Source organism: Bariatricus sp. HCP28S3_D3 (assembly GCF_052065755.1).
Classification (GTDB): Bacteria; Bacillota; Clostridia; order Lachnospirales; family Lachnospiraceae; genus Allocoprococcus.
Genome location: NZ_JBQHTK010000012.1, coordinates 23302 through 45501 on the forward strand (window position 1 = coordinate 23302; position 22200 = coordinate 45501).

The 22200-nt window shown below is 43.6% G+C and carries 28 protein-coding genes and 1 pseudogene; 4 read left to right on the top strand and 25 right to left on the bottom strand.

Translation table 11 applies throughout. From position 1 onward, the window contains the following. Positions 1 to 14 precede the first annotated feature (14 nt). The 7 genes from ACTNB3_RS09270 to ACTNB3_RS09300 all read right to left on the bottom strand — a co-directional run bounded on the left by ACTNB3_RS09270 (position 15) and on the right by ACTNB3_RS09300 (position 3796). Positions 15 to 677 (bottom strand): HAD family hydrolase, encoded by a 663-nt coding sequence (locus tag ACTNB3_RS09270; RefSeq protein ID WP_441025196.1) that lies wholly within the window; start codon positions 675 to 677, stop codon positions 15 to 17. Further along, entirely contained in the window at positions 677 to 838 is a 162-nt protein-coding gene (locus tag ACTNB3_RS09275) for a hypothetical protein (protein WP_427820635.1), read from the bottom strand. Before ACTNB3_RS09275 ends, ACTNB3_RS09270 begins: the two co-directional genes overlap by 1 nt. A gap of 306 nt (positions 839 to 1144) precedes the next feature. Further along, positions 1145 to 2266, bottom strand: coding sequence for a tyrosine-type recombinase/integrase (locus ACTNB3_RS09280; RefSeq protein WP_441025199.1), 1122 nt, complete (start codon positions 2264 to 2266; stop codon positions 1145 to 1147). Positions 2267 to 2603: 337 nt separating this feature from the next. Beyond that, positions 2604 to 2786 (bottom strand): hypothetical protein, encoded by a 183-nt coding sequence (locus ACTNB3_RS09285; protein WP_441025201.1) that lies wholly within the window; start codon positions 2784 to 2786, stop codon positions 2604 to 2606. A gap of 20 nt (positions 2787 to 2806) precedes the next feature. Continuing rightward, on the bottom strand, positions 2807 to 3184 hold the full coding sequence (locus ACTNB3_RS09290; RefSeq protein ID WP_441025202.1) for a hypothetical protein: 378 nt from the start codon (positions 3182 to 3184) through the stop codon (positions 2807 to 2809). Positions 3185 to 3263: 79 nt separating this feature from the next. Then, complete coding sequence (locus ACTNB3_RS09295; RefSeq protein ID WP_441025203.1) at positions 3264 to 3452, bottom strand: hypothetical protein; 189 nt, start codon at positions 3450 to 3452, stop codon at positions 3264 to 3266. Between the two features lie 14 nt (positions 3453 to 3466). After that, entirely contained in the window at positions 3467 to 3796 is a 330-nt protein-coding gene (locus tag ACTNB3_RS09300) for a hypothetical protein (protein WP_441025260.1), read from the bottom strand. Between the two features lie 359 nt (positions 3797 to 4155). Here ACTNB3_RS09300 and ACTNB3_RS09305 point away from each other — a divergent pair, with 359 nt between their 5' ends. Further along, positions 4156 to 4362 carry a hypothetical protein gene (locus ACTNB3_RS09305; RefSeq protein ID WP_441025205.1) on the top strand — a complete coding sequence of 69 codons (207 nt, stop codon included), beginning with the start codon at positions 4156 to 4158 and terminating at the stop codon, positions 4360 to 4362. A gap of 151 nt (positions 4363 to 4513) precedes the next feature. Here ACTNB3_RS09305 and ACTNB3_RS09310 read toward each other — a convergent pair whose 3' ends face one another. From ACTNB3_RS09310 to ACTNB3_RS09340, 7 genes are all read right to left on the bottom strand, one after another. Further along, the gene (locus ACTNB3_RS09310) at positions 4514 to 4684 is read right to left on the bottom strand and encodes a putative holin-like toxin (RefSeq protein WP_328222308.1); all 171 of its coding nucleotides are present in this window, start codon (positions 4682 to 4684) and stop codon (positions 4514 to 4516) included. 70 nt (positions 4685 to 4754) lie between these two features. Next, entirely contained in the window at positions 4755 to 4973 is a 219-nt protein-coding gene (locus tag ACTNB3_RS09315; protein WP_441025206.1) for a hypothetical protein, read from the bottom strand. 298 nt (positions 4974 to 5271) lie between these two features. Continuing rightward, the gene (locus tag ACTNB3_RS09320) at positions 5272 to 6198 is read right to left on the bottom strand and encodes a sigma-70 family RNA polymerase sigma factor (protein WP_441025208.1); all 927 of its coding nucleotides are present in this window, start codon (positions 6196 to 6198) and stop codon (positions 5272 to 5274) included. Positions 6199 to 6319: 121 nt separating this feature from the next. Continuing rightward, positions 6320 to 6682, bottom strand: a complete 363-nt coding sequence (locus tag ACTNB3_RS09325; RefSeq protein ID WP_441025209.1) for a hypothetical protein — start codon at positions 6680 to 6682, stop codon at positions 6320 to 6322. A gap of 185 nt (positions 6683 to 6867) precedes the next feature. Further along, a complete protein-coding gene (locus ACTNB3_RS09330; RefSeq protein ID WP_441025211.1) occupies positions 6868 to 8751 on the bottom strand; it encodes a bifunctional DNA primase/polymerase in 1884 nt (627 codons plus the stop codon). Continuing rightward, the gene (locus ACTNB3_RS09335) at positions 8748 to 9119 is read right to left on the bottom strand and encodes a hypothetical protein (protein ID WP_441025213.1); all 372 of its coding nucleotides are present in this window, start codon (positions 9117 to 9119) and stop codon (positions 8748 to 8750) included. Before ACTNB3_RS09335 ends, ACTNB3_RS09330 begins: the two co-directional genes overlap by 4 nt. 4 nt (positions 9120 to 9123) lie before the next feature. Continuing rightward, positions 9124 to 9327 (bottom strand): polyprenyl synthetase solanesyl diphosphate synthase, encoded by a 204-nt coding sequence (locus ACTNB3_RS09340; protein WP_441025215.1) that lies wholly within the window; start codon positions 9325 to 9327, stop codon positions 9124 to 9126. Positions 9328 to 9551: 224 nt separating this feature from the next. Between ACTNB3_RS09340 and ACTNB3_RS09345 the strand changes: the two genes are divergently transcribed. Both ACTNB3_RS09345 and ACTNB3_RS09350 read left to right on the top strand, forming a co-directional pair. Next, a complete protein-coding gene (locus tag ACTNB3_RS09345; RefSeq protein WP_441025217.1) occupies positions 9552 to 10187 on the top strand; it encodes a helix-turn-helix domain-containing protein in 636 nt (211 codons plus the stop codon). Between the two features lie 421 nt (positions 10188 to 10608). Then, positions 10609 to 11178 carry a hypothetical protein gene (locus tag ACTNB3_RS09350; RefSeq protein WP_441025219.1) on the top strand — a complete coding sequence of 190 codons (570 nt, stop codon included), beginning with the start codon at positions 10609 to 10611 and terminating at the stop codon, positions 11176 to 11178. Between the two features lie 67 nt (positions 11179 to 11245). Here ACTNB3_RS09350 and ACTNB3_RS09355 read toward each other — a convergent pair whose 3' ends face one another. The 6 genes from ACTNB3_RS09355 to ACTNB3_RS09380 all read right to left on the bottom strand — a co-directional run bounded on the left by ACTNB3_RS09355 (position 11246) and on the right by ACTNB3_RS09380 (position 16982). Continuing rightward, positions 11246 to 12235 (bottom strand): bile acid:sodium symporter family protein, encoded by a 990-nt coding sequence (locus ACTNB3_RS09355; RefSeq protein WP_441025221.1) that lies wholly within the window; start codon positions 12233 to 12235, stop codon positions 11246 to 11248. 3 nt (positions 12236 to 12238) lie between these two features. Continuing rightward, on the bottom strand, positions 12239 to 12685 hold the full coding sequence (locus ACTNB3_RS09360) for a pantoate--beta-alanine ligase (protein ID WP_427820638.1): 447 nt from the start codon (positions 12683 to 12685) through the stop codon (positions 12239 to 12241). Positions 12686 to 12906: 221 nt separating this feature from the next. Next, on the bottom strand, positions 12907 to 14259 hold the full coding sequence (locus ACTNB3_RS09365; RefSeq protein WP_427820639.1) for a glycoside hydrolase family 32 protein: 1353 nt from the start codon (positions 14257 to 14259) through the stop codon (positions 12907 to 12909). A 15-nt stretch (positions 14260 to 14274) separates the two neighbouring features. Then, positions 14275 to 15135 (bottom strand): carbohydrate ABC transporter permease, encoded by an 861-nt coding sequence (locus ACTNB3_RS09370; protein ID WP_427806180.1) that lies wholly within the window; start codon positions 15133 to 15135, stop codon positions 14275 to 14277. After that, entirely contained in the window at positions 15135 to 16007 is an 873-nt protein-coding gene (locus ACTNB3_RS09375) for a carbohydrate ABC transporter permease (RefSeq protein ID WP_441025223.1), read from the bottom strand. Before ACTNB3_RS09375 ends, ACTNB3_RS09370 begins: the two co-directional genes overlap by 1 nt. Positions 16008 to 16022: 15 nt before the next feature. After that, positions 16023 to 16982 carry an ABC transporter substrate-binding protein gene (locus tag ACTNB3_RS09380; RefSeq protein WP_427820641.1) on the bottom strand — a complete coding sequence of 320 codons (960 nt, stop codon included), beginning with the start codon at positions 16980 to 16982 and terminating at the stop codon, positions 16023 to 16025. A 45-nt stretch (positions 16983 to 17027) separates the two neighbouring features. Here ACTNB3_RS09380 and ACTNB3_RS09385 point away from each other — a divergent pair, with 45 nt between their 5' ends. Then, on the top strand, positions 17028 to 18083 hold the full coding sequence (locus tag ACTNB3_RS09385) for a substrate-binding domain-containing protein (protein WP_441025225.1): 1056 nt from the start codon (positions 17028 to 17030) through the stop codon (positions 18081 to 18083). A 64-nt stretch (positions 18084 to 18147) separates the two neighbouring features. Here the strand turns inward: ACTNB3_RS09385 and ACTNB3_RS09390 are convergent, their stop codons facing one another. From ACTNB3_RS09390 to ACTNB3_RS09410, 5 genes and pseudogenes are all read right to left on the bottom strand, one after another. Further along, positions 18148 to 18972 (bottom strand): deoxyribonuclease IV, encoded by an 825-nt coding sequence (locus ACTNB3_RS09390; protein ID WP_427820146.1) that lies wholly within the window; start codon positions 18970 to 18972, stop codon positions 18148 to 18150. 250 nt (positions 18973 to 19222) lie between these two features. Beyond that, positions 19223 to 19810 carry a 50S ribosomal protein L25 gene (locus ACTNB3_RS09395; protein ID WP_427806185.1) on the bottom strand — a complete coding sequence of 196 codons (588 nt, stop codon included), beginning with the start codon at positions 19808 to 19810 and terminating at the stop codon, positions 19223 to 19225. Positions 19811 to 19922: 112 nt separating this feature from the next. Next, positions 19923 to 20156: a hypothetical protein gene (locus ACTNB3_RS09400; protein ID WP_441025227.1), complete on the bottom strand. Its 234-nt coding sequence runs from the start codon at positions 20154 to 20156 to the stop codon at positions 19923 to 19925. A gap of 76 nt (positions 20157 to 20232) precedes the next feature. Then, positions 20233 to 20409: pseudogene (locus ACTNB3_RS09405) on the bottom strand (AAA family ATPase); the annotation flags it as partial. Between the two features lie 258 nt (positions 20410 to 20667). Then, positions 20668 to 22140: an ABC transporter ATP-binding protein gene (locus ACTNB3_RS09410; protein WP_441025229.1), complete on the bottom strand. Its 1473-nt coding sequence runs from the start codon at positions 22138 to 22140 to the stop codon at positions 20668 to 20670. Positions 22141 to 22200: the final 60 nt, after the last annotated feature.

Below are 22200 nucleotides of genomic sequence, written 5' to 3' on the forward strand. Positions count from 1 at the left end.
TTTTACACTTTATTCTACTTCTCCAATTCTTCCACAAGCAAAATCACATCAATCAGGGAATCCACCCGCCGATAGCAAAGCTTCCGAATCTCTTCCGTCGGTTCAACAAGATCCGGCACCATGACCGGAATCATTCCCGCCGCATGCGATGCACGAATCCCGGCCGGAGCATCCTCCAAAGCCATGCTCTTTGCAGGGCATACACCGACTGCTTCACAAGCCTTCAGATAGATCTCCGGATCAGGCTTCGCCTTTGTCACCATATCTCCAAAAACACACCCGTCGAAGTATTCCCATATCCCGGCCTCCGTAAGCTGGCGCGCCGAATACTCCTGTCTGGATGAAGTGGCAAGTCCGATCCGTATTCCTCTTTCCCTGGCGAAATCCATCAGCTCGCGAACCCCCTTCTTCATGGCGATTCCTTCTGACTCTGCAATATCATAGAAAACTTTCCGTGTCAGATTGCCGAATTCTTCCATTGGGAAATCCTGACCATAGATGCTTTTAAAATATGCTTCCCGCCGCTTTACATTAAATCCCAGTGTATGATAAATCTGTTCCCCGACACGCCCATAGCCAAGTGCCGTTCCCGCCTCATTCCAGCTTCGCTGAACCACCCGTTCCGAATCGAAGATCAGACCGTCCATATCAAATATCAGCGCCTCCACTTTTCCCATCAGAACTCAATTCCTTTTCCCATGGCGTCCTTCAGATAAGTGGTGACATCCTCCAGTTTATCAAGAATCTCTTCTCTCTCTTCCCAATCATCACCTGACATATCCACATTCACCAGTGCCTGCTTGATTTTCTTTATCTGTTTAATCAAATCTTCTGTCATCGTATGCTCCCCTTTCTCGATATCTGCCTCAACATGGAATATCCGGAGCAGGCCTCGAATTCACAACATGCCTGCTCTTTATGGTTCTATTTTACTATACTCTCAGGGGAATAGACAAGACCGTTCACAAATTCTAAAGAAAACTTAATATTTTGAAGCTATTATTTTATTGTTGTTTATCATAATTTAAAAAGCTATGATTCACCATACTTTTCACGATTCTTCTATTTGTCATGATTTATCTCCATATATGCAATCTTGGACAAATATTGGACATACAAAAAGGCAGCTTGGCTGCTGCCCCTATCAAAATACATTTGCAATTTTTTCCATTTCATCAGCTTTCGTATCTGGCAGCACATGACTATACAGATCCATTGTCATGGTCAATGAGCTGTGACCAAGTATTGTCTTTAATACCTGTGGTTGCATTCCGGCTTCTATTGCTCTGGTAGCAAATGTATGCCGGAACACATGCGCTGTAATACGCGGGAAGTCATGGCCTGCTGCCGTGATCTGCTTCGTTATCCGATCGATTTCATATTGCACCCGCTGTCTTCCTAAAGGCTCTCCCTTTTCGGTACAGAATAAATATCTGTCTATCCGCTCCACCTTAAATCCCCAGAATTTTCTCTGATTCTCCAGAAGTTCACACAAGGCAGCAGTCAGCGGAATATCTCTGTTCGAAGTCTTCGTCTTGGGATCGCATTCCATATATCCCTCATTGTTGATATAAAGCAAGGTTCTCTGTATATGGATCACATTCTTTCTCTTGTCAATATCCGTGTATTTCAGTCCCGTGATTTCCCCAATCCGCATTCCAGTGCGAAGCATCACCGCGAACAAATTATATAAATAGCTGTCTTTTGCATATTCCATAAATAATGTCTGCTGTTCTTTTGTCATAGCTTGCCTTTCTTTCTTTTCCTTCTGTCTTGGAAGAGTGGCCAAAGGAACCGGATTTCGTTCTATCAGTCCGTTTCTCATGGCCTGCTTTAAACACCCATTAAGTATCGCCTTCACTAATTTTATACTGGAAAGTGTGTACTCATTATCTACCAGATCATTGTACAGCTTTTGAATGTGCTCCCCTCTGATATCAGAAATAAGATTGCTTCCCATGCGTTCCTTGATCGCGAAGTTGTAATAATTCTGATAGTTTGTGTAAGTCCCCGTTTTTACCTGGTTCTTTTTGTACTCCTCCATCCACGTTGTAAACCAGTCATTCAGCGTGATTTTCTTCTTATCCGCATAGATTCCATGCTCCAGCTTGTATTTAAGCTCTGTCATGGCTTTCTGCGTCTTTGTTACGGTTTCCCCGTGAACCGTATATGTTTTATGCTGGTAGGTAAAACGCCCCTCGAAGCCGTCTTTGCTTCTCTGCCTGATTCCCTTTGGCAGCTTACGCCCTCTGTTATCTGTTGCCATAGTATCTCCCTTCCCTGCCATGCGGCAGCAGTCAATTAATGCTTGAAGGAGCTATCCGACCGTTGTATAATCGAGATAGCCCCGTATTGTGTGTACTGGGTTATGCTTATTTGCCCCTCTGGTGTTGCCGCACCTCTGGGGCGTTTATATTCCTCCTTTCCCTGCTGTCCCGTTCCTGTGTTGGCGCGCCATTCCGGGGATATCCGTAATTAATTCTCACTTAAACCAAAAACCGCACGCCCGGCAAAGGCCGACGCTTTACCGGGTATCTAAGGAATTTCGAACGTTTTTGCTTATTATCAGTTACTTTTTTCGGCTATTTCATGCGGTATCGTTTTTAATAAGCCACATCACCTCCCCGAATCAGTTTCCTATCATCAAACCATTTCACACTCCCACCTTTGAAATTCGTCTTGGGCTTCGGAATGGATGATATACCTATCCGGTTAACAACACCATCTTTTACTTCAACAGCAAATTCTACTACACATCTTTGATTATGCATTTCGTTCTGTCTCATATCGCTTTACCTCCACGTTATCATTGCCTGGCCGCTTCTGTTTTTTTATTCAATTTCCGACGTATCCTCAGCACATAATTTAGGTGTTTTAAAAAAACATAGGTTTCAAAGCGAATAGTTTTCACATAATCAGCAAATTCTTTTCTTTGTTCGTCACTAACCATCAAATACCACTTAACAATTTTATAATTTAATTCATAATTTACATTATCTATGTTTAGGATAATCAAATCTTGATTGTGGCAGTAGTAAGAAACTACATCTTCCGCTTTTCCAAGTGCAATTACCCACTCAGGTATCCACGCCTTTCTACATGATGCTATTCTAAGTTCTTCGTTTATAAATCTGTAGGCCAATGATTTATACGTCCTTTCTTCTTGCGAAAGGGCAGCAGTCATGTTATAATCTGCTTAACCCTTTCTAGTTGTGTTTGGGTTACGCGCCCCTACAAGAGGACCGGTCTTGTAAGGGCTTTTCTTATAGGTCCTGACCGTTTCTTGGGATATAATCTCGGTATCTCTCCATAACAGAATCAGAAACCCCATTTTTATAAACCTTCCGAATGTCAATCACGCCTATTGCCATTTTCAGTTGCTTAATCAAGGCCGCCCTGCCATCCACAAGTGTGCTTTTCCTGTTTCCAGAATATTCAATCCGGTACCGCATGGAATATCCCCCTTTTATGCGATTGCCTGTACCTGGGATTCTCCGAAGAACCGGGCTTTATATGTTGCGCCATCTCCCTTACTCCCCCAGATCAGATTACAACCAAACAATGCTTTTGATCCGTGGATCACTTCATAGCCGGCTTTCTTCCAATCGCTCCATGTAGCTGTTTTCTCTGTAACGCCTGCTGCCATCTTTGCCGCCAGAATACGCTTTTCATTAATCTCTGCTGCTTTTGCACTTAACCATGCTCTATGCAGGCATTCCGCAAAGCTCAGATCAGTGAACTTGTGGAAGAGCTCCCACGCCTTCAGCATGATTCTTCTTAAATCGAATTTCTTCATCATGTATGCCACCTTTCAATAATTTAGATATCGGATCGGACTGCCCTCGGATCATCTTCGTTCCTATTGCCCGCCAGGCTCAAAGGGATATGGTTCCGAGTATCGGACGCTTTCGGCATTCACGGCCTTTCACCGCTTCTTCCGGCTGTCCCGTTCCTTATCTTTGATTATATTATACTATGTACGTGGTATTTTGTCTATTGACATAACCCACAAATTATGTACGTAGTATCTCGTTAATTTTTGGGTACTTTTACTATGTACGTAGTTGTTGAAATGTGATATAATTTCATTGTAAGGTGGAGAAGGAACACTTTAATTCAGGGCGCCAATTTATCATCCAGAAAGGAGATCCAACAATGAGTAATAGTGAAAGAAAAACCGAATATAATATCAAATACGCAAAAGACAAACTAAAACGTATCCCGCTGGACGTACAAAAGGAAAAATATGAAGAGATTAAAACAGCCGCCACGGCAGCAGGCAAAACAGTAAATGGATATATTAAAATAGCGATAGATGAGCGCATGGAACGTGACGCAAATACGCAGTATTCTCAAACTTAATATACTCAGCGCCTTTTGTCGCCCAGTCCTTGCGTACTGCTGCCAGATATGTTATAGTAAAGACACAAAAAGGGAAACCGGAAGCGGCTTACCTCGAATAATTTAGCTAATGTTCTATGACATCAGCCGTCACTATTGGCAGTAGTGGCGGCTATTTTCGTGTCCCCTTGAAAATCTGATAACACAGACCTACAAGGGCAACCAAGAGTATACAAAACTGAATCAGATCAGAATATGTAACCATGTTATCGCCCTCCTTTCTTTCGTCCGGAGGGTGTTCCCTCCGTAAAGAAGGGTAAGCCGCCTCGCTCTGGTTTCCCATGCCGAGATTTTATCATATTCCAATCAGGGAATCAATGTCCTGCTGCCATCTTCAAAATCTTTGTATAGTATTACATAAACCCTTTCATCAACCCTTTATGTACTTGCTTCGCTCGGGCTTTGTCCTTGCTTTCCAGCTCGTTAAATACTTCCAACCAGAGCTTGGCCATCTTCAACTGATCCCTGGTCTTTCTCCTGCTCTCCCCGCTCTTTATACCGCCTTTCCTTCCCATTTCCCGTAGTTCCTCCGGGCTTCGCTCGCTGTTCGGTATTAAATTATGGTCGTTCATGTATCACCATCCTCTGTGCGACGTCGCACACACCTTGACAATTCTCAACATCTTTTTAGGAACTCACAAATCTGAATATGTTATCAAATGTCATCATCTGTACCTTAGTATTTCTTAGTGCGTACCTTAACATTTCTTAACATCTTTTTAGGGTGTCCGAAATGTCCGAATACCTTGACATTTCTCAGCATATCCGAGTATTTCCGAGTGTCCATAACTCCTCCAAACGTTTCGGAAATACCTATAATTGGCGCTGGACGGCAGGGCGCGCCGCATGGGTGCCGGAGATCCCCATCCCCTACCATCCAAGTACTTCTCTTTCTACTTCGCTTGTCCATGTCTCCTGGAATCGCTTTACGCCCACATGATGCACGGCAGCAGGCGCAAGATACTCTTCATGATATGCACGAAACCTTCCGCACCTCTTCGGCAATCTAAGCGTCCTCATAGCTTTGTTTTGAAGTTGTCGCGCGGCTTCAATGGATACTCCCATCCGTTCTCCTGTTTCCTTAAGTGTCTTTCCTTCCCAAAATCTCCACCTAAGCAACGCTGCTTGATTCTCCGGGAGATGTCCTACTTCTATCCAGACACTCTGGATCATGCGCTCCCGGTCAATCTTTCTGGCCAGATTTTCCTCCAAGTTCTCAGAAGATGCCACCGTGTCTGCAAGTGTATAATCTTCCTCTTCTCCCAATGGCTCGCTCAAGCTTCGAATCTGCCCCATTCTGGCACTTTTCTTTACGTCCTCAAGTTTCTCTTCACTTGCACCTAAAAATGCGCTCAATTCACGATCTGACGGTTTCATTCCATAGTATTTAAAGTATTCGCTCTTCAACTTCTTGTATTTTCTTACCAGCGCACCTATATGAACCGGAATACGAACCGCATTTCCGGTATTATCAATGTACCTTTGCATCACTTGCCTGATCCAGAGTGCCGCATAATTAATAAATGGAACGCCTTTTTCAGCATCGTAATATCTTACCGCTTCGCATAGTCCAAGGTATCCCTCCTGCATCAGATCGTCCATTTCAGCATATCCGGAATACTTCTTTGCCGTCTTGAATACAAAGCCTTTGTTCCGGTTCCATAGCTTCAGCATATTATCCGCTTCATTCTCTCCCGCTCTGATCAGCGCAACCAACTGCTCATTCGTTACAATCTCCGTGGTTCCCTCGGGCTTCAACCCGGGTTCGTTTCGTTTTGCATCAGCATTTATTGACATGGTTCGAATCCTCCCATATAATGAATTTATCAGGTATTCAGGGAAGGGCTCGACCAATTGTGGCGGGTTCTTTTTTTTGTATGCATCAATCGAGTTATTGCATACATTACGTGAACATTAGTCAGGACTGCTGCCCCTTCCGGCTTTCTTTTCTTCGTCTGATCTCATCCTGAAGTCTTCTTGTTTCTTCCGGATCCTGCTTAACTCTGGCAATATATTCCACACATTCTTGTGAGATATACAGTGGACGGCACTTATTCAATTCAAAACCAACACCATAATTCGCCATGTCATGTAGTTCAGCAAGCGTATAATCTCCGTCCACAGCGATCATAGACTGCACATTATACCCTTTACCTGTAAGAGACTCCAACAGTTTCGCGGCGGCAGCAGTCTCATTTTCTGTAAACCACACAATATGCACTTCGTTTTTATCAATGCCATTTTCCTTGAAATCTACCAGTATATTAACTTTCATTGCCATTCCATTACCCTTCTTACTTGTTGGTACCCTATATACAGTGGCAAAACCCACAAGTAAAGCGAAAACTCTTGATTTTACTGGGCTCTATTTACTTGCGGGTATCCTCAAGTAAATAACCCTTACTTTCCTTTACTTGCGGATTACCCTCAAATAAATGAAACCCTTACAAATACTGGGTTTTTCATTTATTTGTTGGTTTCTTCACTGTGCATAGGTAAATCCTCAACTAAACGAATAAACCACTTCTTTTCTTTACCGTATCCAACACACCATGTTTTCGTCCTTCCCTCTTTCTTAAGCTCTGCTTTGGCGTCTCTCATAGCATTCTTACTTACACCCTCAATCTTGGCCAGCTCGTCCAGTTCTGAAACTTCTTTTTCGCCATCCATTAGGAAATCCAATATTAGCTCCTTCGCTCCTGCTTTAGCAGGTGCTTGTCGTGTGTTGTAACTCGCTTCAGATACAAAGTCCTTGTCTTTCTTTATAGTATATCCTTTAAATCTGATAACCTCATCTTCGATACTGTACAAAACTGTACTGCCTGTAGGTCCATAATTTGATTTTTCATGCGATAAATATCTAACTCCAGGTTCGTTGGTCTCTCCCGCCATAATGACAGATCGGCTTATGTCCCAGATGTCCGCGCTGTCAGCAATTCGTTTTCTCCCCCAAACACCTGATTGTTTATTCGCATGTTCTACAATCAGGAATGTTGTCCCATACTTTTCACCGTATCCAATCAAAGGGGCAAGACAGCTTCTCATGGCGTTTCTATCGCCCATTCGAATATCCGGAGGAACAAACGCCTGAATTGGATCGAATATACACAACGCTGGCCGGTATTTTTCTAGAAGCTGTTCCAGAAAGTAACTATTAAACTTAATATCCTGAAATCGTTCATCTGCGATGTCTATTGACAAAATATTGCTTAAATTCGCTCCGTTTTCTCTAAGACGCCGTTTGAGCGTATATTCAAAAGAATCCTCCGCAGAGAAAAACATTACTTTTTCCGGATTGCATTTTGCGAAATCGGAAGGCACCATCCCATCAAGCAAAAAAGATCTGTTTCCGCTGCTGACTGCTGCCGCGATCGAACACCATACTGTAGTTTTTCCACTTCCGCCGTCTCCAGCAAGTGACGTGATCTGATACCTCGGCATATAATCCGTAATAAGCCAGTCGGGTTCCTTTTCTTCCGCAAGTTCCATTGTAACCATTTCAAGGCTATGATTCTTCTGCTGTCGAAAACGTCCCTGATCGGAAACTGCAATATATGGATCTGTTCCTTTTTCATACCTTTTAAGAGCAGGGAATACCTCTTTTTCCAGTTCTTCATCAGAAAGTGGCGGTACACACTTTGCTTCATTTTCCGCTTTGACTGCTACACTTATAGCTCCATCTGAAGCACCTTTTGCTTGCATACTGCATACCATTTTTACCAACCATTGGGTACGCTGTCCTTCCGGAATCTGCTCCGGCATTTTAAACCCTTGCGCGCTATCATCTTCTTTCTTCGGACCAGAAAGAAACTCCAATACTTTATCGTTCACTTTCGCAATCTCGATTCCATCTCCAGGTCCTTGCTCCCACTCATATTCTCGTCCATTCTCAAGAATACTGGGCGGCGCGACAATATAGCCCCCATCACCTCGAATATCGACGCCCGGGTATAATCCCGCCCTACATCCATGTGGAGCATTATCTCTGTAGTAATAATGATACCCTCCATGAGAAGAAATAACTCTCCAAGTATCCGGAAGCTCTCCATGGTCGCGCTCCCAATCCCTCAGAAATTCAGTTGCATCTATCCCTTTTTCTTCTTTCTTATCAAAGTCGAGTATTACAAGTCCTCCAGATTTCTTTCCTGTCGCGATTCCAATATTCGCATCCGGATATTTACTCCACCATTGGGAAACCTTTTCTTTTTCGGTGGATGCATCACGCTGCCATTCTGCTATGTATGGTCTTTTTCCAGGTGATTTTCCTCCAAATCTTGGAGGAATAATTGGAAAAACCGCAAAACCCATATCAGCATATTGAAGTGCTGCTTCTTTCAATGTGTCATTCATCTATTTATTTCCTCGCTGTCCTTTCCGTCCTGCTGCCACTCTGGAGAGTTCAGTGCTTTCTCTGCACTCTCTATGGCTACCAATGTATTTTCTGCCCTGCTCTTCAATGATCTGCGGAACTCCGCTATTTCCCTTCTGGTCTCCGGAAAGAAATACCCTCCCGTGGTGGATGAACATATTAATGCTCCGGCTTTTCGCTCCTGTGCTATATACTGCTGAAGCTCCCTAGCCGAGCTGCACCCGGTGAGCTTTACTAAGTCCTCTGTAGAAATCGCATTCTCTTTTCCAAGGGGCAGCAGTCCAGCTATTACAAATTCAGAATTGCCGTTCTGATCTGTATGTACTTGGTTATGCTTATTTTTTTTCACGACCCTACACCTCCATCGCCTGCTTATCAAGATAACGATCTATCACAACCTTATCATACAAGCTACGCCTTCCGATTTTTCTCTCGGCTCCAATAGACCTCGCAAATTCTACACCGCGATTTCTACCAAGACTCAAATACATACACACCTCATTGGCATCAATCAAACGTTTTTCGCTTACCATTGAAATATTTTTTCTTTCTGTCATGTTAACTTCTTTCCTTTCTTTATCTGTGTTGATTGAGTAACTCTTGACTATATTTTAAACTTTTGTTATAATTCATTCAACATAAATTAATATGATGTTTAAGTTTAATATTGATGAATTATATTAAAAATTGTTACTAACGAATACAGCGATATGCAATCAAATATAACTCATGCTATCCAAATACAGATTAATTTAACAACTTATTTAAAGGAGTGAATTTTATGGAGTTAAACAAAAAATGCGGACAAAGGTTAAAAGAGTGTATAAAAGCTAAAGAAATGACTCTAAAAGAACTTTCAGCGAAAGTTAATTTCACAATGCAGTATATTAGCAATATTGCCAATGGCAAAAAACCGATGACTGTAACCGCCGCTAAAGCGTTCTCTAAATACTTAGGAGTAAGTGAAGCTTATTTGCTTTGTGAAAGTGATTATAAGACAGAGGCCGAATATAAGAGCGCATGCAAAAAATCCTATACTAATTCAATGGGATGTTGTTTTGCATATCTGGAAACTATCGGTATACATATTAAATTTGTTAACGTGGCTCCCGGAAACAACACAACAGAGGCGTTTTGGTGCGCTTCATCGGAAGAATTTCAGAAAGATTATGAAATTTTACCCGACGATTGCGTAAAAGTGGACCAATACACATTCGTTGAAATAAGTTCAAATGATTATGACATAGTATTAAGTCCAGTTGCTTTTTGGAATTTTTTCCCGAATATTGAAAACTTTGTACACTTTGCAGTTGAAAACTTTTTAGATAATTTGCAATGTTGCTATCGCAATTCGAAAATAGATTTATCTGATCCAGATACAGAAATCGGACTGATTAAACAAATCCACCAGCCATAATAACTGGTGGAATCTATTTCACTTTTCTTTTATTACTAGAATGCCGTGACCACTCCAAATCACTCGCACGCGTAACAATTCAAAACTCCCCAGGATAGGTTGCACGCCGGTCTACTGTCTGATCAGAATTTTCGATTTTTTGGCACCGGGGGTATTGAGATTTGGCAATGCTTTTTTCCAGACTTGGACAAATCTTGGACAACTTCGCATTTTCGCACTGATTTCAGTTTCATATACTGCGTCCCACGTGAATCAACAAATGCCGTATTTACTGGGGTTCCTATAATTTAAGAACAATAAATGGGTGTATTCCAGTGATGATTTTATATAAAACTTAATATTTTAGCAAATCACAAACCACATTGTTACCATCTTGTGGTATAATGGCAGCAGCGACAAAATAATAAGGGGAACTATTTCAGTGGATGAGAACAAATTAGAAGCTAAACTCTTAAAAATCAAAGCTCTTGCCGAGCGCGGAGAAGGCGGAGAACGGGAATCCGCAATCAAGCTTTATCAGAAATTATTAAAAAAATACGACATTGATGAAGAGTCACTGCAGAAGGACACGCTGAGTAAGCACTGGTTTACATATGAAAGTGATATTGAAGAGAACCTTCTGGTTCAGATTTTCTATATGGTAACAGGGGATCCGGAATATTTCCGGCGTCAGAGCCGCACCCATGGCAATCAGTGCGGATGCATTTGCACGAATTTTGAAAAAACGGAAATCAAATTCTACTTTGAATTCTACAAGGATGCTCTTCAGCAGGAACTTGAAGCCTTTCTCATGGCATTTAAGCTTAAAAATCATCTGTTTCCGGACGAAAGTGCACGCTGCTTTGTACCGGAAGAGGCCGAAGAAGAAACCGAAATAACGGATATTCTTCTGAAAGCCCAGAAAATCGCCGAGGATATCGACAAATCCAGCCCGGTCCGCATGCTCTCGGGAACGGTTACGGAACCGGGACCAGACACTTCTATTGACTGATAATCGGAATGTTCATAAAAAATACCAGGACGTTTCAAACGTTTCCTGGTATTTTCTATTTATTCGTCTATGCACATTTCATTTTCTCTTCCTGTACATTCGTATTGATTTCCTGTCTTTCTCCTCTTCGGCGTATTCCCGCAAAAACAGAACCGGATATATTATGCCATACACTGAAGATCGCTCCCGGCAAGGTTGCAAGCGGGTTCGCCGCAAAATTGGCTGTCGCAAGTGAAATCGCAAGTCCGCTGTTCTGCATCCCCACTTCGATGGCAATCGCAGTCACTTTATCATACGGTACCTTCAGGAGCTTAGCTGCTGCCAATCCGATTCCCATTCCGCACAGATTATGCAGGATTACAACTCCCAGAACCAGCATGCCGCAGCTGATAATCTTATCTGCGTTCACCGCAACAATTCCGGAAATGATCATCACAATCGATACCACCGATATCAGGGGCAGAAGCTCAGATATCTTCTGAATCTGTTTTCCCAGAATACTTCGGATAAGGATTCCAAAAAGAACCGGAACCAGTATCACCTTCACAACAGAAAGCACCATTGCGGCAAAGGAAACCTCCACCCATGCGCCGGCAAGCACGTACACTAAAGATGGTGTTGCAAGCGGTGCAACAAGTGTCGATACAATCGTCATTCCAACCGACAATGCCACATCCCCTCCTGCAATATATGTAATCACATTACTCGCAGTCCCGCCCGGACAGCATCCCACCAGAATCACTCCCAGCGCCAGATCTTCCGGTAATTTCAACACAACTGCAAGGATCCACGCCAGGAACGGCATGACCGTATACTGTGCCAGACATCCGATGAGTATTTCTTTCGGTCTGGAAAATACAACCTGAAAATCTCCCATTTTTATTGTAAGTCCCATTCCGAACATGGCAATCCCGAGGAACATGGATGTATAATTTGTCGTCCATGCAAATCCGTCACGCCAACAGAAGGCTATTATAGAAAAAATAATAATGATCACTCCGATGTATCTCGTAAGAAATGAACTGATTCTCCCGATTTTTTTCATTATTTTTTCCATCGCCTACACCTCGTAACTGAAATTATCAATCAGTCTCGTTTTACCGATGTAGACAGCCATCGCCGCCAGGACGTCCTTCTCTACCCGCTCCACCGGCTGCATAGAACGTGCATCGACGATGGAAACATAGTCGATCCGTGCCAGAGGCTCCGCCTCAATGACTTCACGCATTCCTGCCAGGACCTTTTCCGCCTCGATTCCCGGATGAATCAGTTCCTGTCCGCGTTTTACAGCTCTTGAAAGACACAAAGCTGCTTTTCTTTCTTCATGATTTAAATAAGTGTTTCTGGAAGATTTGGCCAGCCCATCCTCTTCTCGTACGATTGGGCATCCCACGATCTCAATATCAAAATTCAGATCTTCATCTACTGTGATACTTCCCACATAATCCAGTTCAGCCTGCTTAACAGTCGCACGATGTATCTTCCCTTTAAGCATTTCTACTGTCATCTTCAACTTCCTTTCCCAAATCATTTCGGCATGAAAATCACAGTGAATCAGACAGAGTATAGCTTCCTTGGAATACTATCTCCGCAGGTATTATAGCACCCTGACATTTCATCTTGCAACAACGAATCCGTATATTTTTTGCTGCCCCTTTTACATCGTGGCTCATGTACGCTCCCGGCACGTAGCCCGCAGTAAATACCGGCTACTGTGTGAAAAACAACTTACATCTCTTCATCCCCGCCATGCCACAAAAACAGAATTTTTTTCCCGGAACTGCAGGACAGTTCCATACATTCTCCCAATCCATATACAACATGGCTGATCACAAATTCTCCGTCATTTATAAAGATTTCAATCAGATTTTTATCAACGAAAATCTCAAGTTCACACCTTCCGGATACATCCGGACTTTTGCCAATCAGCGAACAGCTTTTCATTCCTGCAAAAACAATGCTTCTGTCTGTATGTACCGCACCATTTTCCATCCAGATACGGTACCCTCCGATATTCAGGATTTCTCCCTCCTCCAGATTCATTTTCAGACAGAAAGGACGAGAATAATCCAATTTCTCCGGAATCGGTGTTTCTTGATTAAAATATGCTCTTACTTCCGGATGAACCCGGAAAAAGATATGTCCGTTTTCCACATCTATGACTCTTGGCTGACACATCATCCCATTCCACTCCATACCGTTTTTTTCTTTCACTGCCTGTGGCATACGCATCCATCCTATCATCACTCTCCGGCCATCTTTATCAAGATTTGTCTGCGGTGCATAGAGATCCATTCCATAATCCATATACGTGCACTCTCCCGAAATGGACAGTTCACATTTCCCCGGCTCAAATACAGCCGGGGCACAGATTGCGTGACTTTCATACCCTTCTTCCGGATCTCCGATATACATCGCCGAACCTTCAAACACCCAGTCATCTCCCACTCTGAAAATATCCGGGCATTCCAGGATCTTTCCGAATCTGCCATCCAGCATCTGATTCGCAAAATCCCAGTGTATCCCGTCCTTACTGGTATAGATCACAAGCCTACCAGTCTCTTCCCTGAAGGTACTTCCGAGCGCCATATAATACGTGTCTCCTTCTTTCCATACCTTCGGATCTCTCGTATGTACGGCGTGTGCCTGTGCATCATCATGGTTTACAGGTATGATCTGCATTTTTTCTTTCCAGTTATCAAAATGCACTGCATCCTCAGAAATCACCAGCGCCTGGCTGGTCTCAAATTTTCCGTTCTTTGCCATATGGATATTTTCACTTTCCGCTTCCAGATATTTTACAGCAGAATAGTACAAATACAGCTTTCCATCCACTTCCAGCGCACTGCCGGAGAACACACCATTCTGATCGTATTCTTTCGTCGGGAACAATGCAATGCCCTGATGTTCCCAATGGACGAGGTCTTCACTCACCGCATGCCCCCAGTGCATGGTTCCCCACACAGGAGCATACGGGAAATGCTGATAGAACAAATGGTATTTTCCTTTGTAATATATAAATCCGTTCGGATCGTTGATCCAGTTTCCCGGAGCTTTTAAATGCAATACATTTCTCATCATATTCAAGCCATCCTTTTATTTTACTGCACCTGCTACCACTCCGCCGATGATCTGTTTCTGAAGGATAATATAAAGGACCAGAATCGGGATCACACAAAGCAGTAGTCCTGCCATAATTGTACCATAATCCGCAGAATAGGTTCCATAAAAACTGTACGTTGAAAGCGGCAGCGTCAACAGCTTCTTATCTGTCAGAACCAGCGACGGCAGCAGGAAGTCATTCCAGAAAGCCATAGAATTCAGGATGACCATCGTGGAAATAATCGGCTTAAGAAGCGGGAGTACGACCTTAAAGAAGGTCTGTGAATGTGTACATCCGTCAATGTAAGCCGCTTCTTCCAGTGCAATCGGAATATTTCCTTTGATAAATCCGTGGAACATGAATACTGACATTGCCATTGAAAATCCTGTATGCAGGAAGATCAAGGTTGCCCGGTGATTCAGAATATTCAGTGTGCCTCCGTAAATACTAACCAACGGAATCATAAGTGCCTGGAACGGAATGATCATGGAAGCCACCATCAGGGCAAATGTAATTTTTGAGATCACATTGTTATTTCGAACGATATAATACGCAAGCATTGCCGCAAACAGCGTCACAAGCAGAGTTGCCGAAACCGTCACGATCAGCGAATTCTTGAATGCGTTCAAGAAATCCATCTGTGTAAATGCTTTTACAAAATTGTCAAATGACAGGCCTTTGATTGTAAACAACCATGAAAACGGGCTCTTGATAATGTCTCTCTTCTGTTTCAGAGAGTTGATCACTACCATCAAAAACGGGAACATGTACGCTGCAAAAATAATGATAAGTCCCAGCATCGCAAGCATATCTGCTGCTTTTTTCTTATTTCCTCCAACTTTTGTCTGCTTCATTATGCTTCCACCTCCTGCTTCTTCGTCAGGTATACCTGAATTCCACTGATACAAGCCACAATCACAAATAATATCAACGCTTCCGCCTGACCTACACCAAACTGTCTTGATGTAAATGCCTTCTCATACACGTGCATTGCCGCCATCTCTGTTGTTCCGTAAGGCGCGCCTGCTGTCAATGACAGGTTCACATCGTAAACCATAAATGCACGTGATAATGTCAGGAACAGGCAAATCGTAACCGATGACATCATAAGTGGCATGATAATACTTTTTAATTTCACAAATCCGGAAGCTCCATCAATCTGTGCCGCTTCCATCACGTCCTCACTGAGTCCCATAAATCCTGCCACATAGATCAGGATCATATATCCAGAAAGCTGCCAAACAGACACCAGCACCAACGCCGCAAACGCCTTGTCCGGATCTGACAGCCATGACACCTCGAACAATTTCCATCCGGTCGTCTCCCCAATATTTACGAATACTCTGGAAAATACAAACTGCCAGATATAACCAAGTACGATACCTCCGATCAGGTTTGGCGTAAAGAATCCGGCCCGGAAGAAATTCTGACCTTTCATTCCTCTGGTCAAAAGATACGCGATTCCAAAGGCGAGTACATTTACCAGCAATACCACCACAATCACATATTTGAAGGTCAGAAGCAGGGATGTCCAGAACTGACCGTCTCTCATCACTCCTGCTAAATTCTTAAGCCCCACAAAATTTTTAACCTTTGATACACCATTCCAGTCTGTCAGCGTAAGGTAAACACCATATACAAACGGAACAATCACAACTGCCACGAAGCAAAACAGCCCCGGTAACGCAAACATACAGAAATCTTTTCCTTTATTATTTGATTCCATAACTCCATCCCTTTCTTATTCCTGTTCATCCCAGTAATCTTGAATTGACTCAATCAGTTCTTCCCTGTCACTGCGGCCCGCGAGATATTTCTGCATTGCAGATCCCAGAATAGACCAGTGATCATTCATCACCTGTTTGGACGGAGAAGCCTGAATCCTGCAGTTCACGAAATCGTCCGGATCATTGTTCATAAAATACGGGAGGAAACCATATTCATCCTCAGTTTCCGCTCCGGCTTCCTCAAGATTCGGCCAAGCCCAGTTTCCGTTGAACCAGAAAGCCGTTTTTCCGTCTGCCAGGTCAATTGCCATCTCATCGTAGTCTGCTCCCAGCGGATCACCCTTTGCCACGTTATATTTCTTCAGGACATCGAACATATCCAGTAATTCATAAACGCGATCGTAAGATTCAACTTTCAAATCTCCGTTTTTCAATTCTTCAATTATCTTCGCCGCACCCTCAGAAGTGCCGTCATAGGTCTCATATATGTACTGGAGATGGTGTGCCCCCAGTGACCAGTCTTCCTTTGCAAGGGAAACAGGCTTTTCGATTCCCGCATCCACCAGTCTGTCGAGCAATCCAACAAACTCATCCAGAGTGGTAACGGATTTCGGATCGAATTCTTCTCCCAATGCATCTTCAATCACTTTCTTATTGTAGATCAGACCTCTTCCTTCAATACAAAGTGGGAAGCTGTATACTTTTCCGTTAATCCTTGTCAAATACTCTTCCGCTTCCGCAGTCCACGGTTCTTCTGTCAGATCCGCCGCTTTCTCCTCAGCAAGCGCAATCACATCTGTGGTATCCAGGATCGCCAGTGTAGGCGGATTTCCTGAGTTATAAAGGCTGACCATCTTCGTATAGGGTGAATCTCCGTCCGTTACCGGCATAACCTCCACATGAACTCCGGATTTCTCTTCAAAAGCCGCTCCCATCTTCTCCAGTGCTACCTGAATCTCCGCTTTCGTATTCAAAAGCGTGATCTCAGTACCCTCAAAAGAGGAGAAAAGGAGGAGGTTATGGGAACCAAGAAAAACGTAGCCTTCAGTGACATTGCGGAATATACCCATTTTTCCAAAACAACGATTTCCCGTTATTTCAATAATCCGGATTCGCTCACTCTGGAAAATCAGCAGATTATCGCCGATGCGCTGGAGAAACTGAATTATAAAGAGAATAAAGTAGCCCGAATTCTCGCGAACGGCAAGACAGAATTCATCGGCGTGATCGTACCGGATCTATACCACCACTATTATTCTGAAATGTTGAATCAGATACTCGCTTCATACGAAAAGTTCGGTTACAAATTCCTTGTGTTTATCAGGAACGAACACGAAGAGACAGAACGCTGCTATATTCAGGAACTGATGGCATACAAGATCGAAGGTCTGATTATCATGAGCCATACTATTCCCTCACGGGAACTTGCTTCTCTTCAGATTCCTGTTGTAACCATCGAGAGAGAGGATGAGTTTGTCTCAAGTGTAAACACCGACAACTACATGGGTGGCTATCAGGCCACCAGCCTGCTTGCCTGGCACAAATGTGACATACTGATCCACATCAATTCCCCAACTGCAAAGTCCGTTCCGTCCTACGGGCGACTACAGGGATTTCTGGATCTATGCGAAGAGAGACAGTTGAATTACAAGACATATGTCCGGGAAATGGGACACAGCTTCGAAAGTACTTACGATGTACTGTTTTCGATTGTCGAAGAACTTGAGCAAGAGTACCAGGGCATGAAAAAAGGTATCTTTATTTCAAATGATACCCATACAAATGTACTTCTGAATATTCTGTTCCGGAAATACGGATTCTTGCCGGATGACTATCTGATCATCGGTTTTGACAATTCTCCGATTTCAAGAGAAGCTGTCATGCCAATCAGTACCATCGGCCAGCAGATCAACACCATCGCAGGTGAGGCTGTCAGCCTTTTAGTCGATCAGATGACTGAACGTAAAAAACGCCGTCCACACCTGCAGGAAAAACCGGTTCATAAGATTATTACACCGATTCTTTTGCGTCGCGAAACTACGGAAAAAGAGTCCGGCTACGCTGAGGCTTTTTGATCTGTGCAATCGGAGAAAGAGCAAGTTATAGAGTGACTAGAGGGGATGAGTTCGCAGTCCCCCTCTATATCATCTCTTTCAACATTTTTATCTCATCCCTATGTCCTGCATCATCCAGCGGTGTCTCCAGATAGAAAGGCAAATCTTTCAGTGCCGGATGTCTCAGTACATTCAACAAAGGTTCCAGTCCAATCTCACCGTTCCCGATCGTTGCATGCCGATCCTTATGCGATTCAAACGGCGTCATACTGTCATTAAGATGAATCGCCCGCAGCAGATCCAGCCCCAGAACTTTATCGAATTCTTCCAGCACACCGTCCAGATTCTTCACGATATCATATCCTGCCGCAAATACATGGCAGGTATCCAGACAGATTCCGATCCGTTCCGGATGATCCACCCCATCTCTGATTGCTTTCAGATGTTCAAATCGATCGCCTATTTCTGTCCCCTTTCCGGTCATCGTCTCCAGAAGCACTGTAATCTTCTCTTTCCCGGTAATCGCCTGATTCATCCCTGCGATAATATTTTGAATACCGGCCTCCACTCCGATCCCGGTATGGCTTCCCGGATGGAATACCATATTCTCGATTCCAAGTGCATCCATTCTGGCAACATCCTCGCGGATCACGGTGCATGCGAATTCATAAACCTCCGGCTTTGGGCTGGCAAGATTCATCGTATACGGAGCATGTGCAAGAACAGGTCCAAAGTTATTCTCTCTTCGGATTCGTTGAAATTCTGATACTTCTTTCTCCGACGGCACTTTAAAATTCGATCCCCTCGGATTCCGGCTGAAAATCTGCATGGTGTTTGCTTCCATTTTCACTACATTTTTTGCCGTCTTCTCCAGTCCTCCGGCAATGGACATATGCGTTCCTATAATCATCTTTTTTCTCTCTTTCCTGCATATGGTTTTGTATTTCATTCATTCAGTATTTCTATCTTACAGTCCAGTTATTTTCGAGACACTATATTAATATTATACCAAATGTTCTGTCTACTGCCTATAACGGTTTCATCCAATTATTAAAATCGATGTTTTACATTATACAAAAATGCCCTTATCCAAGCAAACATACGCATACTTGAATAAAGGCATTCTCACAGTTCAATTAAAACTCTCTTTTAAACTCCGCCTAAGCTTCTTCCACTGTTTCCTCTTCTGTATCATCAACTGCCGCATTGTGTGCTTCCAGAACGGTGACCACTGTCATCTCCAGATCCGTCATCAGATCAATATCTTTATTCGATGCAATCGGCAGATCTTTCACTTTCACAGACTCACCCGGTTTCATATTTGCCACGTCAATCTCGACCTTCTCAACAAGTGCTTCCGGAACTGCCTTATATGCGATTTCAGTCAATACCGGTTCCAGCACACCTTCCATGACCATCTCGTGGTTCAACAGAACAACTTCTGCAACCGAATGAACTTTCTCTCCACTTACCAATGCCTGAAAATCCACTTCATCCACCTGTTTCTTCAAGGTGTTGTAATCTACTTCTTTGATCAGTACATGCATCTTCTGTCCATCCACATCCAGGACGATCTGGCTTCCTTTGTTTTTCGTCTTAAGGAGCTTATCTACCTCTGCTTTCTCCATTTTGACCGGTATAGATCCTTCAATTTCTTTTCCAAAAATGTTTCCGGTAACAAATCCTTCCCGTCTAAGCTTTTTTGCTTTCGTTTCCATGTCTCTTTTTTCAGCTTTCAAAGTATTCATTTATCTTTTCCTCCTACAGAACTGATTGCTTAGCGGCCTTTCTTCATACTCTCTTACAAATACAGGTCAGTTAAGTATTTCCTTGTTGCACGTGTATTATAACACGCATTCATCAGAAAAGATGCATAAATATCGATTTATTTTGCATGTTTTTCTCGCGTTTTTGCACAATTTTACTGTCTTTTTTCTGCTCAAAAAGAGCTTCTTTTAATCCTTCCCAGTCATTCATACCGGTCTCATAATGGATATTCTGCGATACGTCCCCCATAACCATGAAGTAACAATCTGTCAGGATCTGTTTCAGTACATAATAGATCATTTTACCGAAGTCCTGTGCCGATTCCATCCCTACCAGCGTATATATTAACAGCTTATACTGTTAATTCTGTACTTTTACACTCATTACCTTACATTTCTTCTTAGCTCATATTCAGCGACTTACCAAATCGTCTGGGTCTGGTAAATAAATTCACTTCACCCCATTTGCACAACAGGTCCCGAATCATCGCCGTTTTATCAACATAGTAGAACCCTTCTGTCCGGATTTTTTCAAAGCTTTCTATCCCGACCGGAAGCTTCAAAAGTCCTCTGTCCGTCATCAGTCCGCTCCTTTCCCTAAACTACACTTCATTCACTGTTATCTTATTGTAACAATAGCTGACGCGGTCTTCAAGAGGACACTTGATTCCCGCTTTTCTTCCTGCCTTTCTTCGCCGGATTATCCATCATCATCAAGTGTAGTCTGCACGAAACAAACGGATTCTATTCGGCTAGATCAGAGTATTTCTACCGTCCCAGTATTCCTTTGCATTAGCATTATGCAAGTCGTGGTCAGGGCGTTCTTTACGTCAGTAACCTCACGTCGATATTTCCATTCTCTTTACTCCGCCATTCTCAATATGGATCCGATAATCGCAAATCTTAAGTGCCGCCTTCCTGTGCGTCACGATCAAACAGGTCTTCTCCTTCAGCGACGCAATATTCCCAAGCAGCTTTGCCTCCGTCTCTTCGTCCAGTGCACTGGTGCTTTCATCCAGTAACAGGATCGGTGCACGGCTAAGCAAAGCCCTCGCCACGGCTACACGCTGAGCCTGACCTTCCGACAATCCGATTCCCCGTTCTCCAATGACCGTATCCAGTCCGGCATCACTTTTCACAATCAACCGTTCGATACAGGCCGCTTTTGCTGCCTGCAGGATCTCTTCATCGGTGGCGTCATCCGTAAACATGGTAAAATTCTCCCGAAGTGTACCGGAAAATAGTGTATTTCCCTGAGGAACATAAGCAAAGAGCGATCTCATCCTGCGGGACGGCATCTCCTCTGTCCCATTATCAAAGCAGAAGCCCAACTGCCCACTACTTGGCTGATAAATTCCCAAAAGGAGCTGAAACAGTGTGCTCTTGCCTCCACCCGAAATACCTGTCACAGCAACAAAATCGCCTTTTCCGATGCGGATATTCACCTGTTCCAGCACAGGCTGCCTGTCTTTTCCATAGGAGAAGCACAGATTATGCATCTGTATTGCCGAAAAATCTTTGTAAAGTTCTCTTCCGTCTGCACAAACACCATTCTCCTCTTCCGGAAGATCCAGGATCTCTTTCAATCGCTCCGCGGAACTGATGGTTCCATAGACCTGACCGGCTACTCCTGCGGCACTTGCGATCGGCTTTTGAATCTGCCCCACCAGCTGGATGATCGCCGCCAGCATTCCGTATGTCAGATTTCCCCTGTAAATGCCAAAGCCGCCCCAGAGCATACAAAACAGCCACCCAAACTGGAAAATCAGATTGATACTGTTGTTCATATACACAGAAAAAGCGCCCTTTCGCATCTGTGCTTCCTGAAAATGCTGCTGCCGTACATCCATCTGGTACTCTATCCGCTTTTCAGAGCCACTCGCCTTGATCAGTCGCAGATTCTCCAAAGTTTCCTGTAGCATCGCATGCAGCTGTCCTTCTTTTTCCTGTACTTCTTTATGCCTTTGCTTCATGGGTTTCCTGAACAGGATCAATAGCAGAAGTCCCAGCATTCCTCCCAGAACCAGCACCACCACAAATCTCCAGTCCATGGCGATCAAAATAGCCGCGGCTCCGAGAAAGCTCACGCCCATGCCGACCACCCCCGGCACGATCTCCACGATGCCGTTTTTGACAACATTTACATCCGAGAACATGCGATTGACCAATTCCCCACTGTGGTAGCCATTCAATCCCGCATACTGTTTCCCCAACAGGCTCTTCAGAATCATAGACCGCATTTCTTTTAAAAGAAGCGCATTCGTCTTCGTATTCAGCAGTCCCAAGCCTAAGGAAAGGCACCGGATCATCATGGCGTATCTTTATGTTTGAACAAGAGTTTGACATCCTTCTTATCGTCTGTTAGAGTAAAT

Bases quoted from the DNA above. Each gene is read 5' to 3' on its own strand.
- ACTNB3_RS09275 (WP_427820635.1), bottom strand. From the start codon at position 838: ATGACAGAAGATTTGATTAAACAGATAAAGAAAATCAAGCAGGCACTG.
- ACTNB3_RS09395 (WP_427806185.1), bottom strand. From the start codon at position 19,810: ATGAATACTTTGAAAGCTGAAAAAAGAGACATGGAAACGAAAGCAAAA.
- ACTNB3_RS09375 (WP_441025223.1), bottom strand. From the start codon at position 16,007: ATGGAATCAAATAATAAAGGAAAAGATTTCTGTATGTTTGCGTTACCG.
- ACTNB3_RS09365 (WP_427820639.1), bottom strand. From the start codon at position 14,259: ATGATGAGAAATGTATTGCATTTAAAAGCTCCGGGAAACTGGATCAAC.
- ACTNB3_RS09315 (WP_441025206.1), bottom strand. From the start codon at position 4,973: ATGAACGACCATAATTTAATACCGAACAGCGAGCGAAGCCCGGAGGAA.
- ACTNB3_RS09300 (WP_441025260.1), bottom strand. From the start codon at position 3,796: ATGAAGAAATTCGATTTAAGAAGAATCATGCTGAAGGCGTGGGAGCTC.
- ACTNB3_RS09390 (WP_427820146.1), bottom strand. From the start codon at position 18,972: ATGATTATAGGAACGCATATGTCCATTGCCGGAGGACTGGAGAAGACG.
- ACTNB3_RS09280 (WP_441025199.1), bottom strand. From the start codon at position 2,266: ATGGCAACAGATAACAGAGGGCGTAAGCTGCCAAAGGGAATCAGGCAG.
- ACTNB3_RS09370 (WP_427806180.1), bottom strand. From the start codon at position 15,135: ATGAAGCAGACAAAAGTTGGAGGAAATAAGAAAAAAGCAGCAGATATG.
- ACTNB3_RS09385 (WP_441025225.1), top strand. From the start codon at position 17,028: ATGGGAACCAAGAAAAACGTAGCCTTCAGTGACATTGCGGAATATACC.
- ACTNB3_RS09410 (WP_441025229.1), bottom strand. From the start codon at position 22,140: ATGATGATCCGGTGCCTTTCCTTAGGCTTGGGACTGCTGAATACGAAG.
- ACTNB3_RS09320 (WP_441025208.1), bottom strand. From the start codon at position 6,198: ATGTCAATAAATGCTGATGCAAAACGAAACGAACCCGGGTTGAAGCCC.
- ACTNB3_RS09360 (WP_427820638.1), bottom strand. From the start codon at position 12,685: ATGACAGTAGAAATGCTTAAAGGGAAGATACATCGTGCGACTGTTAAG.
- ACTNB3_RS09400 (WP_441025227.1), bottom strand. From the start codon at position 20,156: ATGGAATCGGCACAGGACTTCGGTAAAATGATCTATTATGTACTGAAA.
- ACTNB3_RS09305 (WP_441025205.1), top strand. From the start codon at position 4,156: ATGAGTAATAGTGAAAGAAAAACCGAATATAATATCAAATACGCAAAA.
- ACTNB3_RS09290 (WP_441025202.1), bottom strand. From the start codon at position 3,184: ATGACTGCTGCCCTTTCGCAAGAAGAAAGGACGTATAAATCATTGGCC.
- ACTNB3_RS09340 (WP_441025215.1), bottom strand. From the start codon at position 9,327: ATGACAGAAAGAAAAAATATTTCAATGGTAAGCGAAAAACGTTTGATT.
- ACTNB3_RS09270 (WP_441025196.1), bottom strand. From the start codon at position 677: ATGGGAAAAGTGGAGGCGCTGATATTTGATATGGACGGTCTGATCTTC.
- ACTNB3_RS09310 (WP_328222308.1), bottom strand. From the start codon at position 4,684: ATGGGAAACCAGAGCGAGGCGGCTTACCCTTCTTTACGGAGGGAACAC.
- ACTNB3_RS09295 (WP_441025203.1), bottom strand. From the start codon at position 3,452: ATGCGGTACCGGATTGAATATTCTGGAAACAGGAAAAGCACACTTGTG.
- ACTNB3_RS09330 (WP_441025211.1), bottom strand. From the start codon at position 8,751: ATGAATGACACATTGAAAGAAGCAGCACTTCAATATGCTGATATGGGT.
- ACTNB3_RS09285 (WP_441025201.1), bottom strand. From the start codon at position 2,786: ATGAGACAGAACGAAATGCATAATCAAAGATGTGTAGTAGAATTTGCT.
- ACTNB3_RS09345 (WP_441025217.1), top strand. From the start codon at position 9,552: ATGGAGTTAAACAAAAAATGCGGACAAAGGTTAAAAGAGTGTATAAAA.
- ACTNB3_RS09325 (WP_441025209.1), bottom strand. From the start codon at position 6,682: ATGGCAATGAAAGTTAATATACTGGTAGATTTCAAGGAAAATGGCATT.
- ACTNB3_RS09355 (WP_441025221.1), bottom strand. From the start codon at position 12,235: ATGGAAAAAATAATGAAAAAAATCGGGAGAATCAGTTCATTTCTTACG.